Annotated in this window: 14 protein-coding genes; 3 read left to right on the plus strand and 11 right to left on the minus strand. The window is 68.6% G+C overall.

Translation table 11 applies throughout. The annotated features are described in order from the left end of the window. Window positions 1-85: 85 nt before the first annotated feature. The 3 genes from FS787_RS09370 to FS787_RS09380 all read left to right on the plus strand — a co-directional run bounded on the left by FS787_RS09370 (window position 86) and on the right by FS787_RS09380 (window position 2,608). On the plus strand, window positions 86-1,030 hold the full coding sequence (locus FS787_RS09370) for an alpha/beta fold hydrolase (protein WP_144672175.1): 945 nt from the start codon (window positions 86-88) through the stop codon (window positions 1,028-1,030). Between the two features lie 47 nt (window positions 1,031-1,077). After that, the gene (locus FS787_RS09375) at window positions 1,078-1,704 is read left to right on the plus strand and encodes a thymidine kinase (protein WP_144672176.1); all 627 of its coding nucleotides are present in this window, start codon (window positions 1,078-1,080) and stop codon (window positions 1,702-1,704) included. Window positions 1,705-1,774: 70 nt separating this feature from the next. After that, the gene (locus FS787_RS09380; RefSeq protein WP_144672177.1) at window positions 1,775-2,608 is read left to right on the plus strand and encodes an alpha/beta fold hydrolase; all 834 of its coding nucleotides are present in this window, start codon (window positions 1,775-1,777) and stop codon (window positions 2,606-2,608) included. A gap of 103 nt (window positions 2,609-2,711) precedes the next feature. On the opposite strand, the gene FS787_RS09385 is transcribed toward FS787_RS09380, so the two are convergent. From FS787_RS09385 to ftsH, 11 genes are all read right to left on the minus strand, one after another. Continuing rightward, window positions 2,712-4,217, minus strand: a complete 1,506-nt coding sequence (locus tag FS787_RS09385) for a DHA2 family efflux MFS transporter permease subunit (RefSeq protein WP_144672178.1) — start codon at window positions 4,215-4,217, stop codon at window positions 2,712-2,714. Between the two features lie 148 nt (window positions 4,218-4,365). Beyond that, entirely contained in the window at window positions 4,366-5,265 is a 900-nt protein-coding gene (gene panC / locus FS787_RS09390) for a pantoate--beta-alanine ligase (RefSeq protein WP_144672179.1), read from the minus strand. Between the two features lie 14 nt (window positions 5,266-5,279). Beyond that, window positions 5,280-6,188: a Rossmann-like and DUF2520 domain-containing protein gene (locus tag FS787_RS09395; RefSeq protein WP_144672180.1), complete on the minus strand. Its 909-nt coding sequence runs from the start codon at window positions 6,186-6,188 to the stop codon at window positions 5,280-5,282. Then, window positions 6,181-7,854, minus strand: a complete 1,674-nt coding sequence (locus FS787_RS09400) for a PH domain-containing protein (RefSeq protein ID WP_144672181.1) — start codon at window positions 7,852-7,854, stop codon at window positions 6,181-6,183. The genes FS787_RS09395 and FS787_RS09400 overlap by 8 nt, the downstream gene beginning before the upstream one ends. 36 nt (window positions 7,855-7,890) lie before the next feature. Continuing rightward, window positions 7,891-8,403 carry a PH domain-containing protein gene (locus FS787_RS09405; RefSeq protein ID WP_144672182.1) on the minus strand — a complete coding sequence of 171 codons (513 nt, stop codon included), beginning with the start codon at window positions 8,401-8,403 and terminating at the stop codon, window positions 7,891-7,893. Continuing rightward, entirely contained in the window at window positions 8,384-8,905 is a 522-nt protein-coding gene (locus FS787_RS09410) for a DUF3180 domain-containing protein (protein WP_144672497.1), read from the minus strand. The genes FS787_RS09405 and FS787_RS09410 overlap by 20 nt, the downstream gene beginning before the upstream one ends. Beyond that, on the minus strand, window positions 8,905-9,432 hold the full coding sequence (gene folK / locus FS787_RS09415) for a 2-amino-4-hydroxy-6-hydroxymethyldihydropteridine diphosphokinase (protein ID WP_144672183.1): 528 nt from the start codon (window positions 9,430-9,432) through the stop codon (window positions 8,905-8,907). The genes FS787_RS09410 and folK overlap by 1 nt, the downstream gene beginning before the upstream one ends. Beyond that, on the minus strand, window positions 9,429-9,797 hold the full coding sequence (gene folB / locus FS787_RS09420; RefSeq protein WP_144672184.1) for a dihydroneopterin aldolase: 369 nt from the start codon (window positions 9,795-9,797) through the stop codon (window positions 9,429-9,431). The genes folK and folB overlap by 4 nt, the downstream gene beginning before the upstream one ends. Window positions 9,798-9,812: 15 nt before the next feature. After that, window positions 9,813-10,745: a dihydropteroate synthase gene (gene folP / locus FS787_RS09425; RefSeq protein ID WP_144672185.1), complete on the minus strand. Its 933-nt coding sequence runs from the start codon at window positions 10,743-10,745 to the stop codon at window positions 9,813-9,815. A gap of 11 nt (window positions 10,746-10,756) precedes the next feature. Further along, complete coding sequence (gene folE, locus FS787_RS09430; protein ID WP_395940333.1) at window positions 10,757-11,398, minus strand: GTP cyclohydrolase I FolE; 642 nt, start codon at window positions 11,396-11,398, stop codon at window positions 10,757-10,759. Window positions 11,399-11,407: 9 nt separating this feature from the next. Further along, window positions 11,408-13,474 (minus strand): ATP-dependent zinc metalloprotease FtsH, encoded by a 2,067-nt coding sequence (gene ftsH, locus FS787_RS09435; RefSeq protein WP_144672186.1) that lies wholly within the window; start codon window positions 13,472-13,474, stop codon window positions 11,408-11,410. Between the last annotated feature and the right edge of the window lie 32 nt (window positions 13,475-13,506).

A 13,506-nucleotide genomic window follows, 5' to 3' on the forward strand; every position in this document is an offset into this window, starting at 1 on the left:
AATTCCCAAGTTTACCGGGGATTCCGCCGGGGCAGGTCCCGCCCGGCCAAGGACGCCGCGGCTGCCGCGGAATAGACTCGGGGCTGTGGAGACGCGGACCATCAACACCGACGACGGCGAGGGGCACCTCGAGCTGCACACCTTCCGTCCGCCTGCGCACCCGCGCGCTGGAGCATCGGACGCCCCGGCGGCTGGACCAGCGGCCGGCCAAGCACCCTGCCAGGGCATCGTCGTCGTGCACGGCACCATGATCACCGCCTCGCTGTACCGCCCGTTCGCACGGAACATCAGCCGCCTGCTGGGCCGCCCGGTGCACTGCTACAACCGGCGCGGGCGCGCCGGTTCCTCCCCGCAGCCGGCCGGGTATTCCGCGGCCATGGAGGTGGGAGACCTGGCTACGGTGATGCGGGAAACGGACTCATGCGACGTGGTGGCGCACAGCTACGGCGGCTTCGTGGCCCTGCAGGCGGCACGGACGTTGCCGATCCGCAGAATGGTGACCTACGACGCCGCGGTCTCCCTCGCCGGGAACCTCACCCACCGTTGGCGGCCCGAGCTGGAGCGTTCGGTGGCGGCCGGGGAACTGGATGATGCCTGGGCGCACCTGGTCCAGGGCATCGAGGTGGGCGGGCCCGTCGCCAAGCTCCCGCTCGGCGCGCTGCGGATGCTCAGCATCCTCTCAGCACGGACGACCATGGGTGCCGAGATGCGCGAACTGCTTCCCACTGCCGTCGCGGAGATGCGCGCGGTGCTGGACGAGGACGCCGAACTGGCCGACTTCGCGGCTGTGACCACCCCCACGCTGATGCTGAGCGGCAGCTGGAGCCCGGACTACTTCACCGAAACGGGCCGGCAACTCGCCGCCGCAGTCCCCTGCATCGAGTGCGCCGTGCTGCCGGGGCAGCTCCACGAAAGCCCGCTCCGGCCCGGAATCCGGCTGCCCCGCGCTGTGGCGCGGTACCTCCTGGCCGGGGAAGGAAACCTGCGGCGCCTCCCGGCGCGCAGGAGGCGGCTCAAGCTGGGCCGCTGAGGGGCGCGCCCTTACAATCGGTGGGCGACCCCTTCGAAAGGACCCCTTTGGCCAAGCTCTACTTCCGCTTCGGCGCGATGAACTCCGGGAAGTCAACTGGCCTGCTGCAGGCCGCCTTCAACTATGAGGAGCGCGGCCAGCGGGTCCTGCTGGCCAAGCCGGATGTGGACACCAAGGGCGACGCCGACGTCGTCTCCCGCCTGGGCATGACACGTTCGGTGGACTTCCTGATCCCGGCCGGGGCCTCTGCCCGCGACCTGTTCACCGCCCAGGCCCACGGGGACGATCCCGATGCCCTGCTGAAACATGTGGACACCCAGCCGGTGGCGTGCCTGCTTGTGGACGAGGCCCAGTTCCTCGAACCGGACCAGGTGGACGACCTCTTCCGGATCGCCGTCCTGGACAACGTTCCCGTGCTGGCCTACGGCATCCGCACGGACTTCCGCACCCGGGCGTTCCCTGGATCCCTGCGGCTGCTGGAGATCGCCCATACCCTCGAGGAGCTCAAGACGATCTGCCGCTGCGGCCGCAAAGCCATTTTCAACACCCGCCGGGCCGGCGACGAGGTGGTCTTCGACGGCGACCAGGTCGCGATCGACGGCCAGGACGTCTGGTACGAGTCGCTCTGCGGCTCCTGCTACCTGGAGGTCTCCGGCGGGCGGCTGGGCAACTAGCCGCGCAGGGTCGCCCGGGCGAGCGGTACCCCTACTACGCCGTAGCTGCAGCCTCGGCTAGGCTCGGACCATGACCCGCGAGAACATCAGAACCCCCGACGGTGGAACGATCGAGCTTTTCAGCACGGGTGCCGAACTCGCCGCGGCGGGCTCCGGCGTCGTCGTCGTTTCGGCTTCAATGGTGACGGCCGCCGACTACACGCGCTTCGCCCAGAAGCTCAGTGCGTCCCTGGGGCGGCCGGTGCATACGTTCAACCGGCGTGGCCGCGGCTCGTCCTCGCCGCAGCCGGAGGACTACACCCTGGACGTGGACATCCACGATCTCGACGCTGTCATGAAGCACACGTCCAGCACGGACGTTTTCGGGCACAGCTTCGGCGGCGCGGTGGCCCTGCACGCTGCCCGTACCCTGCCGGTGGAGCGCCTCGCCGTGTACGACCCCGCCGTCTCCGTGAACCACAGCGTCACCGCGGACTGGACCTCCGAATATGAGAAGGCGACGGCGGCCGGCGATGACGACCGCGCCCTCGCCGTCCTGCTCAGGGGCCTCGAGACCGGCAGTGCCCTGTCCCGGATGCCGCTGTCCATGCTGACCCTGGCGAACAAGCTGGCCGCGGGGACCCCGATCGGCAAGCAGATGCGCGAGCTGATGAAGACCGGCGTCCGGGAGATCAAGGCCATCATCGCCGCCGACATGCCGGCCGAGCCGTTCCTGGAACTGCCGCTGGAGACGCTGATCATTGTCGGGGAGAAGAGCCCGGCGTACTTCGGGGTGGCCTGCGCCCAGATACACGAGGTGCTCTCCGGCTCCAGCTACACCATCCTGCCGGGCATGGGGCACGACGGCGTCAACAAGGCACCGGACAAGCTCATTTCCGCGCTCAGCGAGTTCTTCGCCAGTTAGGCTGCGCCAACACGACGCGGGCTCCAAAGCCAACGCGGGGTCACCCGGCGTCCATCCCGACGGGATTTACGGGCGCTAGGTGACCCCGCATTGGGTTAAGCGGCTAGTGGGCGACGGCGTGTTCCGCCGCGGGGTGTTCCACCGCGGCTGTTTTCCGCATCAGGGTGGCGAGCACCACGGCGGCGACGGCGATGACCGAGGCGGTGAGGAACGCGGCGTGCATCCCCGCGACCATGCCGGCGCCGGCGGATACCACCGCGTAGACCGAGACGAGCAGCGCTGTTCCGGCGGCCCCGGCAACCTGCTGCAAGGTACTCATGATCGCCGATCCGTGTGAATACAGGTGCGGCGGCAGCGGGTTCAGCCCGGTGGTGAACGCCGGGGTGAAGATCAGCGCCAGGCCGAGGCTGAGCCCCACATGCACGGCAATGATCCATCCCACCGGGGTGCCTTCGTCAAGCAGCGAAAACTGGAACAGCGCCAGCACCAGCAGCGACGAGCCCGTGACGGTTAGCGGCAGCGGGCCCACCTTGTCGAAGAGGCGTCCGATGAACGGCCCCAGCAGGCCCATGGCAAGTCCTCCGGGCAGCAGGGTCAGTCCGGTTTCCAGCGACGACAGTCCCCGGATTTCCTGCAGGTACAACGGCAGGAGAATTACGGAGCCGAACAGGGCGATCATGGCCACCACGAGGAGCAGCACGGACACCGTGAACATCCGGAAGGTGAACGCCCGGAGGTCCAGCAGGGGCGCCGCGGACTTCTGCAGCCGCAGCTGCCGGAACACAAACGCCACCATGGCGATGACGCCCACGGCCAGCGCCATGATCGCGGTTGAGCCGGGTCCGCCGTCGGCGCCGCCACCCTCGCCGCCTATATGGCTCAGTCCGTAGACCAGTCCACCGAACGCGGGGACGGTCAGCAGCACGGACAGGACGTCAAGCCGGGTCTTCTCTTTCTCACCGATGTTGGTCAGGTACCTGGCGCCGATGGCAAAGGCGGCCACGGCGATCGGGAGGACGAAGACGAACAGGAAGCGCCAGGAGAAATGCTCAAGAATCAGGCCGGAAACCGTGGGGCCCATGGCCGGCGCCACCGAGATGGCGATGCTGACGTTGCCCATCACGAAGCCGCGGCGTGTCACGGGGACCAGGGTGAGGATGGTGGTCATCAGCAGGGGCAGCATGATGGCGGTGCCGCCGGCCTGGACGATCCGGGCGAGCAGCAGGAATTCGAATCCCGGAGCCAGGGCCGCGAGCAGGGTACCGCCGGAGAAGAGGCCCATGGCCAGCATAAAGACGGCGCGGGTGGACAGCCGCTGGAGGATGAAGCCGGTGGTGGGAATCACGACGGCCATCGTCAGCATAAAGCCGGTGGACAGCCACTGCACGGTGGGGGCGGTGACCCCAAGATCCACCATCAGCCGCTGCAGCGCGACGTTCATGATGGTTTCATTCAGGATCACTACAAAGGTTGCCACCAGCAGGGTGGCGATGACGGTCACCGATTCCCGGGACATCTTCGCCGGCTGCGCGGACGCCTCCGCGGCGACCTGAGTCGGCGCGGCCGGCGCGGGATCGCCGGTGGGCTTGGAAGAGACGTCTGTAGACATAGGGGTTCCCTCAGGGAGTTGTGGCGTGGGGTCGGCGAGCGTCGTCGCTACAACAGGAGTCAACCTGCGAGCCGCCGCGGTAATTCCCGCCAATGGAGAAAACTTGCCGGGACCTGAAATCCAACGCTTGATGGCGGCGGGATTTGGCCTAGGCGTCCAGCGGGACGTTGTCGATAAGGCGGACCTTGCCCACCGTGGCGGCGATCAGAGCCAGGCCCTCGCCGCGGAACGGTGTGTCCCGGCAGTTCTCCGCGAGCGGTTCCAGGGTGCGGGGATCCACCACGTCCAGGTAGTCCAGTTCCACGAGCGGCTGGGACCTCACCAGCGCCTCCACGGACTCCAGGTCCAGCGGCTGGTGGGCGTTGGCCCGTTCCTCGATGAGCCGCAGCGCCCGCGAGAGCACCAGCGCGGCCTCGCGTTCCCCGGCGGAGAGGAAGCGGTTGCGGCTGGACAGCGCCAGCCCGTCGGCGGAGCGCACGATCGGCACCGGGACGATCTCCACGGGGAAGTTCAGGTCCGCGACCATACGCTGGACGAGCGCCAGCTGCTGGGCATCCTTCTGGCCGAAGTATGCCCGGTAGGCCGGCAGCTCCGGGCCGGCGGCCGCCCCGGGCAGGCCGTAGTGCAGCAGCTTGGCCACCACGGTCAGGGCGCCGTCGAAGTGCCCGGGACGGGAGGCCCCCTCCCACTTTTCGGCCATGGGACCGGCGCTGATCCGGACCCGGGGTTCCCCGCCGGGATAGACCTCGTCCACGTCCGGAGCGAACACCAGGTCCACGCCGACGGCGTCGAGGAGCGCCAGGTCGGCGTCCAGGGTCCGGGGGTACCGATCCAGGTCCACGGCCTCGCCGAACTGCAGCGGGTTCACGAAGATGCTGGCCACCACCACGTCGTTTTGCCCGACGGCGGTGCGTGCCAGTTCGGCGTGGCCCTCATGGAGGGCGCCCATGGTGGGCACGAGGCCCTGCGAGGTGCCGCCCTTCTCCCTGATCAGCCGGGCGCTTTCGGCGCGGAGCGCGGCGGCCGTGGTCACGAGTTGGATCGCCAAGGTATGGACCTTCCTTAGGGTTGCGGGCCGTCGTGGTCCGGGCCCTCGAGGGCCTGCGTGATGCCGTCGAGCTGGTCCGGTTTCAGCAGGCCCCGGCGTCCGGCCCGCCGGGCCGTCGCCCGGGCCATGGCCAGGTACGCCTCCAGAATATCGCCGCCGGCGCCGCCGTCGTGCTCCCGCAGGGACCCTGCGTGCGCGGCCACGGTTCCGACGTCGCCGCGGGCCACCGGCCCGGTCAGGGCTGACTCGCCCGAGGCGAGGGCGTTCTCCAGCGTCGCGCGCAGCAGCGGTCCGAGCATACGTTCGGGGGCCTCGACGCCGACCTCCCGGAGCAGTTGCGAGGCCTGGGCCACCAGGGTGACGAGGTGGTTTGAGCCGTGGGCGAGGGCGGCGTGGTACAGCGTGCGGTCGGCCTCGGCGATGGCAACGGGTTCCGCGCCCATCTCCACCACCAGGGCCTGTGCGATGGGCAGCATGGCAGCATCCGCCGTGACGCCAAAGGTGCAGTCCAGCAGCCGGGTCAGGTCCAGGCTCATCCCGGTGAAGGTCATCGCGGGATGCAGCGCCAGCGGAACGGCGCCGGCGGCCCGGACGGGATGCAGGATTCCGACGCCGAAACGGCCGGAAGTGTGGGCCACGAGCTGCCCGGGCTGCCAGGCGCCGAGCTTCGCCAGGCCCTCCACCAGCGGGCCGAGGGCGTCGTCGGGGACGGCCAGGAGCACCAGTTCTGCGCGTTCGACGATGTCCTGCACTTCGAGCACCGGGACACCGGGGAGCAGGGTTTCCGCGCGCTCCCGGCTTGCGTCAGAGACCGCGGAGACTCCGATGATGGCGTGCTCCGCGCCGCGAAGCGCCGCCCCCAGGACGGCACCGACTTTGCCGGCGCCGACGATTCCGATGCCGAGTCGTCCTGGTTTAGCCATGCTGCCGGTCATCCTGTCTGTTGGGTTCTTCGGTGTTCGCGGGTTCGTCGGTGTTCGTAGGCGCTTCGGCGCTTGACGGCGCTCCGGTGCTGTTGGGCGCTTGGGTGCTGGCAGCCGCTTCGGTGCTGCTGGGCGCTTCGGTGCCGGCGGGGTCAGCTGCGAGCGCCCGGACCTGGTCCAGCCAGTGCTCGCTGGTCTGCCGTTTCCGCGCGGTCCGGGCCCGCGCCGCCTGGTCGTCCAGCAGCGCCCGCCCCTCGTCCAGGCCGGCCTGGACCAGCCGCGGGGACACCGGCCCGGCCGTGGTGTGCAGGACCAGGTCCACCACGCGGAACCGCCGCGCCAGGGGGCCCTGCTCCAGCGCCATGGATTGCGTGCGCTGGTGCGGGACCACCACGAGGTGGCGCCACCAGCGGCCCGAGCGGATCAACAGGGCCGTGCCGGTGGCGGTGAAGCCGTTGCGGCGCCAGCCCAGTGGCGCCAGCAGCCGGGCGCGCTGCGGCGTGGTGACAAAACCGCCGTCGTCCGGGCCGGTATCCGCCGGAGCGTGCGCTGGAGACCCTGCGGGGGCGGCGAGGCCGTTGATGCCGGCGCTGAAGATCCCCACCGGGTCGGTTGTGCCCGGATCGGGCAGGACGAGGGAAAGCATGGTGAGCACGTCGGGGAAGGTCCCCACCGGCAGGAGCGTGGTCCGGGATGAGCCTCCGCCGTCGCTTCCCGCTCCGCCGTAACCTGCGACGTTGACTTGGATCCGGTACCAGCCGAAAATCCGCCACAGCGGGGGCTGGCTGACCCGAAGCGCCTGGATCCGGCCCGGCGGCAGGGTCTGCGCCTGGGTGTCCAGCAGACCGTACCGCAGCCGGATACCGTCCGGGGAAATGGCGGCGGTGAAGTTGTACCCCCGGTTGATGGAGTTCCAATACGCGGCCACCATGCCGAGCACTGCCGGGATCAGGAAGAGGTAGAAGCTGCGGTTCTCGGTGAAGGCGGAGAGCACCACGGAGGCGACGCCGCCGACCACCACGAACATACTCTGTTCGCTCAGGAGCAACGATCCCACCAGGCGCCGCGGCGGGACGGTCAGTACGGCATGTTCGGGGGCCTCCGCGGCGGCCTCCCCCGGGCGTGCGGGGTCCGGCGCCGCACCGGCAGCGCGGGCCAGGATCGCGGCCCGGAGCAGCCGCGCCTCGTCCATACGAAGGTAGGCGAGCCGCACCGCGGATTCCCCGGCGTCCGCCACCTCGAACTTGAGCTCGGCCAGCCCGAAGATCCTGGCCAGCAGCGGCTGCACGATGTCGATGGCCTGGACGCGGTCCAGCCGGGCCTGGCGCTGCTGTTTGAAGAGGAAGCCCGTGTTCAGCCGGACATACCCGTCCGCCACCTGATAGCGGGTGAAGTACCAGCTCAGGACGTAGCCGAGGACGGTGAGCAGCAGCAGCCCGCCGCCGCCGAGCAGCAGCCACGGCGCCCGGTCCGCGAGCCGCTCATCAACCAGCGGGCCGCCCTGAAGCATCCGTTCGAAGGAGTCCCGGAAGAAGAAAAACGCGATCGCGGCCAGCGCCACCCAGCCGCGCACAAACGGTGAGGCGGGGTGCACACGAAGCCACGCGCCGTCGGGGGCTCCCGCCGCGGCGCCGGCGGAGGCCGCCGGCGCGGCACCCGGCTTCACTGAGCTCCCTTGACGCAGGCCTTCACGGCGAACCCGTCACAGTCCGGCCAGCCTGGCTTCGCCGCGGGCGGAGAGCTGTTCACGGAGCCGCGCGCCTTCCGCTGCGGGCAGGCCCGGGATTTCCGCGTTGGTGCCGGCCGAGGCGGTGTGAAGTTTCAGCGTGCACAGTCCCAGGGCGCGTTCCACGGGTCCGGCGCCGATGTCCACGTACTGCATGCGGCCGTAGGGGACCACGAGGGTGCGTTGGTAGAAGATGCCGCGGCGGATGAGCAGGTCATCCTCCCGCTCGGCGTATCCGATGGCCCGTACCTGGCGCGGAATGAGCAGGAGCCGCCACAGGGCCAGGAGCAGCGTCACGGCCGGGACCGCGACGGCCAGCCAGAGCGGGAACGACTGCCACACTCCGTTCAGGACAAGAACGAGGGGAAGGCACAGCAGTGCCACCAGGAACAGGGTTGACAGCGCCCAGCCGGCGAGACGCACCGTGACGTACTTCGGCGAGACGCGCAGCCACGTGATGCCTGGAGGATCAATCGCCTCGGTACGCATACTCGCCTTCCGACTTGGGCTTGCGTTTTTCCTGGCGGCCCGGGGCCGACTCGCCGTCACCGTCTTCGGGGGGTACCCGGCAGAACCGCTCCACCATCAGGCCGACCACAATCATCACGAGGCCGCCGCCCGCCATGGCAACAGCCTGCCAGGCGAGGGCCTGGTCGCTGCGCAGGTTCCAGAGCCGCAGCTGGTCAATGAAGATCCCGGCGTGCCAGCCCAGCAGCACGCTGCCGGTGTAGGCGCAGGCCTGGGCGAGGACCAGGGTCCAGGCGGCCAGAATGGGGTTGAGCATTTTCTTCTTGTTGCCGTTCCGCCACCGGAGCACCCTGATGCCCAGCACGAGGGTGAGCACAACGATCACACCCATCGTGATCAGTGCGTTGAGCGGCAGCACCGGGGTGTTGAGGCCGTAGCGGGTGGTCAGCACCGCGGCGAGCCAGCCGAGGACCCCCACGGCCGAGCCGATCACAACAAGGGTCAGGGGGTTGGTCAGCTTCATCATTCCACCGCTCCGGCCACGCCGTGGAAGTTTTCGAAGCCGTCGAAGGGCACGAGGTCGGCGAAGTCGGCGGCTCTGGCGGCCAGTTCCCCCACACGTTCGCCGTTCAGTTCCGCCGCGGGGTCGATGAGCGACCACGGGTACAGCACGAAGGCCCGCTCGGCCGCCCGCGGGTGCGGCAGGGTCAGCTCCGGGTCGGCGCTGACCGTGTCCCCGTAGGTGATGATGTCGACGTCGAGCGTGCGCGGGCCCCAGCGCACGTCACGGACCCGCAGGTGCTTTTGTTCCACCGCGTGGCAGTGCCGCAGCAGCTCCAGCGGCGCAAGCGTGGTTTCGACGGCGATCACCATGTTGAGGAAGTCCGGCTGGCCGGCCGGCCCGCCGACGGCTTTGGTCTGGACGATGGGTGAGATGGCCAGGAGGCGGACCTCGGGCGGGTCAACGATGTCCGCGACGGCCGCCGAGAGGGTGTCGCTGCGCTCCCCCAGGTTGCTGCCGAGCGCCAGCACAGCGCGCGTGTAGTTCATCGCTGGTCCTGCCGGGTCCGCCGGACGCTGACGGAGACGTCGCCGAACTCGACTTCGATCGGAGCCTTGGGTTTGTGCACGGTGATCTCCACCGCGGCGACGGGGAACTTCACCAGGACGTCCTCGGCGATCCGGACGGCCAGCGCCTCGATCAGGTTCAGCGGTTCCCCCGTGATCCAGGCCCGGATGCACTCGGCCACTTCACCGTAGTGGGCGGTGTCCAGGACGTCGTCGGAGGCTGCGGCGGGGCCGAAGTCCAGGTGCAGGACGGCATCGACCACAAACGGCTGGCCGTTGCGCCGCTCGAAATCAAACACTCCGTGATGGCCGACGGCAGTGACGCCGCTCAGCGTGATCTGGTCCATGGGTAGTCTGTCGGTTCAGCTGCGGCCGGGGGCGGCTGGATGAGCCGGCGCCATGCGGGCGGCGACCTTGACGGCGTCGAGGCTGGGACCGACGTCGTGCACGCGGACCGCCCAGGCACCCCGGTAGGCGCTGATGGCGCTCACGGCGGCGGTGGCGTCGTCGCGTTCGGCCGGCGGGGCGGCCTTGCCCGCCACGGTGAGGAGGCTCCCCAGGAACCGTTTGCGGGAGGCGGCCACTAGGACCCTGTGGCCCATGGCCTGCAGGACGTCCAGGCGCTGGAGCAGTTCCCAGTTCTGCTCCTCGTTCTTCGAGAAGCCCAGTCCCGGGTCCAGGATGATCTGCTCCGGGGCGACGCCGGCCGCGTACAGTTTGCCGCGGACACCGGCCAGCTCCGCGGCCACTTCGTCCGCGACGTTCCCGTACTCGGCCAGGGAGTCCATGGTGCTGGCGTTGCCGCGGCGGTGAGTGAGAATGTACGGGGCCTTGCTGCGGGCCACCAGTTCGGCCATCTCCGGCTCCATGGTCAGTCCGGAGACGTCATTGATGATCGCGGCCCCCGCGTCCAGGGCGGCGGCGGCGGTGGCGGCGCGCGTCGTGTCGATACTGACCAGCGCGCCGGCCTTGACCAGCGCCTGGATCACGGGCAGCACCCGCTGCTGCTCTTCCTCAGCACCCACCTCCACCGCTCCCGGGCGGGTGGATTCGCCGCCGACGTCGATGATGTCCGCTCCGGCGTAGAACATCCGCAGGCCGGCGGCGATGGCGGTGTCCGCGGTGGCGTGCTTGCCGCCGTCGCTGAAGGAGTCCGGGGTGACGTTCAAGATCCCCATCACGAGCGTGCGGTCCGTGGGGAGATCCTTGAATTGCGCTGCCGGGCGCGATTTGCGCAGTACGGGCAGGGGCGAGGTCGCGGGTCCGGTTCCAGGGGCTGCGGCGAGGGAATCCATAGTCTGTGTTCTTACCTTCCGATGATGAGGCTCATGGCTTCGGCGCGGGTGGCCGGGTCATGGAGTTGCCCGCGCACTGCGCTGGTGACGGTCTTGGCGCCGGGCTTGCGGATGCCGCGCATGGACATGCACAGGTGTTCGCATTCGACGACGACGATCGCGCCGCGCGGTTTGAGGTGGGTGACGAGGGCTTCAACGATCTGGGTGGTGAGGCGTTCCTGGACCTGGGGGCGGCGGGCAAACATGTCCACCAGCCGCGCCAGTTTGCTCAGCCCCGTGACCTTACCGTCGTGCGAGGGGATGTAACCCACATGCGCCACCCCGTGGAACGGAACGAGGTGGTGCTCGCAGGTGGAGTAGAACGGAATGTCCTTGACCAGGACCAGTTCCTCGTGGTCCAGATCGAACGTGGTGGCCAGGATTTCGGCCGGATCGTGGTGCAGGCCGGCGAACATTTCGGTGTAGGCCTTGGCCACCCGTTTCGGGGTGTCAAGGAGTCCGCTGCGGTCCGGGTCCTCGCCGATGGCCAGGAGGATCTCGCGGACGGCCGCCTGGATCCGGGCCTGATCCACAACGGTGCCGGGGACGGACCCTCCCGCCGCCGAAGCGTCGGTGGCGGGAGCGTCGTCGTCGTCATTGAAGAAAGAAGTCACTGAAGAAGCCTAGCCGGGATGGCCGTCGGGCCCGAGATCCGTTACACCGCCCTGGAACGGCTCCTGCCCGGAGACACCCTGCGCGTGCGGCGGGAACGTGTCCAGCGGTTCCTCAAGACGGGCTTCCTTGGCTTCTTCCTGGGCCTCGCGTTCGGCCTTCTCCCGGCGGGACTCCACCGGCCCCACGTCCTGGATCGGGCGGGATTCCTTGGAGAGCCAGATCTCGCGGAAATCGCGCTTCCGGATGTTGGTGAAGACCTGGGCGATTTCGGCCTGGTTCAGCGTCTCCCGTTCCAGCAGTTCGAGGGCCAGCTCATCCAGGACGTCGCGGTTCTCGACCAGGATCGCGTAGGCCTCGTCGTGGGCGCTCTCGATCAGGCGGCGCACTTCCTCGTCGACGATGTAGGCGATCTGGTCCGAGTAGTTGCGCTCATGACCGGCGTCGCGGCCCAGGAAGGGCTCGCCGCCGCCCTGGCCCAGCCGCACCGCGCCGACGCGTTCGCTCATGCCGAACTCGGTGACCATCTTGCGGGCGATCCCGGTGGCTTTTTCAATGTCGTTGGACGCGCCGGTGGAGGGGTCGTGGAAGACCAGCTCCTCGGCAACGCGGCCGCCCATGGCGTAGGCCATCTGGTCAAGCAGTTCATTGCGGGTCACGGAATACTTGTCGTTCTCCGGAACCACCATGGTGTAGCCGAGGGCACGGCCGCGGGGCAGGATGGTGATCTTGGTGACCGGGGCCGAGTTCCGTAGCGCCGCCGCCACCAGGGCGTGCCCGCCTTCATGGTATGCGGTGACTTTGCGTTCGTGTTCCTTCATAACGCGGCTGCGCTTCTGCGGGCCGGCCATCACACGGTCAATCGCCTCGTCGAGGGCGCGGTCGTCAATCAGGTTGGCGTTGGAGCGGGCCGTCAGCAGGGCCGCTTCGTTGAGGACGTTGGCGAGGTCCGCGCCGGTGTAGCCGGGAGTCTTTTTGGCCACGGCTTTCAGGTCGACACCGGGAGCCATCGGCTTGCCCTTGGCGTGGACCTTCAGGATCTGGTCGCGTCCGATCAGGTCGGGGGCTTCCACCGAGATCTGGCGGTCGAAACGGCCGGGCCGCAGCAGCGCCGGGTCGAGGACGTCGGGGCGGTTGGTGGCGGCGATCAGGATGACGTTGGTCTTGACGTCGAAGCCGTCCATTTCAACGAGGAGCTGGTTGAGGGTCTGCTCGCGTTCGTCGTTGCCGCCGCCGATGCCGGCGCCGCGGTGGCGGCCGACGGCGTCGATCTCATCCACGAAGATGATGGCCGGGGCGTTGGACTTGGCCTGCTCGAACAGGTCGCGGACGCGGGAGGCGCCGACGCCGACGAACATTTCCACGAAGTCGGAACCGGAAATCGAGAAGAAGGGGACGCCGGCTTCGCCTGCAACGGCGCGGGCCAGGAGGGTCTTGCCGGTGCCGGGCGGGCCGTAAAGCAGCACACCCTTGGGGATCTTTGCACCCACGGCCTGGAACTTCGCGGGTTCCTGGAGGAACTCCTTGATCTCTTCGAGTTCCTCGACGGCTTCGTCGGCGCCGGCAACATCGCTGAAGGTGACCTGGGGCATGTCCTTGCTGACCAGTTTGGCCTTGGACTTGCCGAACTGCATGACCTTGGAGCCGCCGCCCTGCATCCGGGAAAGCAGGAACCAGAAGAGTACGCCCAGGAGCAGGACCGGGATCAGGAGGGAGAACAGTCCGGCGAACCAGTTGTTCTCGACCGGCTGGTCGGTGTAGCCGCTGGGGGGCTGGGAGTCTGTGACAGCTTGGACCACATTCTCGGCGCGGGCGTTGACGTAGTAGAACTGGATGTTCTTGCCCTTGTCCTGGCCGTCAACTTGGTAGTTTTCCTTCAGGACCAGATCCACGCGGTTTTCCGCATCGAAGATCTTGGCCTGTTCGACTTTGCCGCCCTCGGTCAACAGCGCCAGACCCTTGTCGGTGTCGACCCGGGTTGAACCGCCCGGGGAAAGGGTGGCAAAGGCCAGCAGGAGCATGCCGATAACAACGACAATCCAGATCCCCGGGCCCTTGAAGAAACTCTTAGCTTTCATCTGTTCGGGGCCAGGCCCCGTCCCTCCTGGTA

This window comes from Arthrobacter sp. U41 (assembly GCF_007679325.1).
Taxonomy (GTDB): Bacteria; Actinomycetota; Actinomycetes; order Actinomycetales; family Micrococcaceae; genus Arthrobacter.

Bases quoted from the DNA above. Each gene is read 5' to 3' on its own strand.
- FS787_RS09380 (WP_144672177.1), top strand. From the start codon at position 1,775: ATGACCCGCGAGAACATCAGAACCCCCGACGGTGGAACGATCGAGCTT.
- FS787_RS09385 (WP_144672178.1), bottom strand. From the start codon at position 4,217: ATGTCTACAGACGTCTCTTCCAAGCCCACCGGCGATCCCGCGCCGGCC.
- FS787_RS09395 (WP_144672180.1), bottom strand. From the start codon at position 6,188: ATGGCTAAACCAGGACGACTCGGCATCGGAATCGTCGGCGCCGGCAAA.
- FS787_RS09405 (WP_144672182.1), bottom strand. From the start codon at position 8,403: ATGCGTACCGAGGCGATTGATCCTCCAGGCATCACGTGGCTGCGCGTC.
- FS787_RS09410 (WP_144672497.1), bottom strand. From the start codon at position 8,905: ATGAAGCTGACCAACCCCCTGACCCTTGTTGTGATCGGCTCGGCCGTG.
- folK (WP_144672183.1), bottom strand. From the start codon at position 9,432: ATGAACTACACGCGCGCTGTGCTGGCGCTCGGCAGCAACCTGGGGGAG.
- folB (WP_144672184.1), bottom strand. From the start codon at position 9,797: ATGGACCAGATCACGCTGAGCGGCGTCACTGCCGTCGGCCATCACGGA.
- folP (WP_144672185.1), bottom strand. From the start codon at position 10,745: ATGGATTCCCTCGCCGCAGCCCCTGGAACCGGACCCGCGACCTCGCCC.
- ftsH (WP_144672186.1), bottom strand. From the start codon at position 13,474: ATGAAAGCTAAGAGTTTCTTCAAGGGCCCGGGGATCTGGATTGTCGTT.